This is a genomic window from Mucilaginibacter sp. P4_G9, assembly GCF_056400985.1.
This window is the reverse complement of the sequence record NZ_JBFUKF010000931.1, coordinates 1-625: the sequence shown is the minus strand read 5'-3', so window position 1 is coordinate 625 and position 625 is coordinate 1. Positions and strand designations below refer to the sequence as shown.

General features: G+C 34.2%; 1 protein-coding gene. It reads left to right on the top strand.

Features of this window, described 5'->3' with window-relative positions:
* The first annotated feature begins 45 nt into the window (after nt 1-45).
* On the top strand, nt 46-501 hold the full coding sequence (locus AC1DPZ_RS28645; RefSeq protein ID WP_477409932.1) for a hypothetical protein: 456 nt from the start codon (nt 46-48) through the stop codon (nt 499-501).
* Nucleotides 502-625 lie beyond the last annotated feature (124 nt).

Below are 625 nucleotides of genomic sequence, written 5' to 3'. Positions count from 1 at the left end.
GTTTATGTGAGTTTATAAACTTTGCGAATCGCCAAAGAATCTAAGATGAGAGACACCACCCATATTTTAAATTACGAAGTTCATTGGAGAGATAAATCCAAGTCGGGATTTATTGGAGAATTATTTTTTGTTGTTAAAAATAATTCCGGTGGAAGTTTAAGTACACCTGTTGGGTACTTAACCGGATTTATAGAACCACCAAGCGAATACGCTATTTCATATTGGAAAATCTTACTGATAATTAGGGATGAGATTAGATATAATAAGCAGAATAACACAACTTACGTTTTTGTTAAAAGTGCATATGCCAATAAGCTGAAGTATTATGCTCGTAAATTGAAAGAATTTAACCAAGATGTAATTAGAATAAATTCCAGGTTGCCAACTGCAATACAAGAAACATTAACGCAAGAAGGATTCTGTAGTTCTCCACTTGCAATACAAATGACAACTGGAAAAGATAAATATGTCTACTCTAATGTTGAATTTAATTTCGATTAATAGCTAAGGCCGGTTTAGCTTATGGTCGGTGTTTTCACCGCACCATTCTACCGAAAGATCTCGTTTCCGAAAATGCCTGATTACTGCTATTCGGTACGTACCCATGTTTTACTTTGTATTGAGT

What these genes read in the sequence shown, in the direction of transcription:
- AC1DPZ_RS28645 (WP_477409932.1), top strand. Translation starts at nt 46, where the DNA reads ATGAGAGACACCACCCATATTTTAAATTACGAAGTTCATTGGAGAGAT.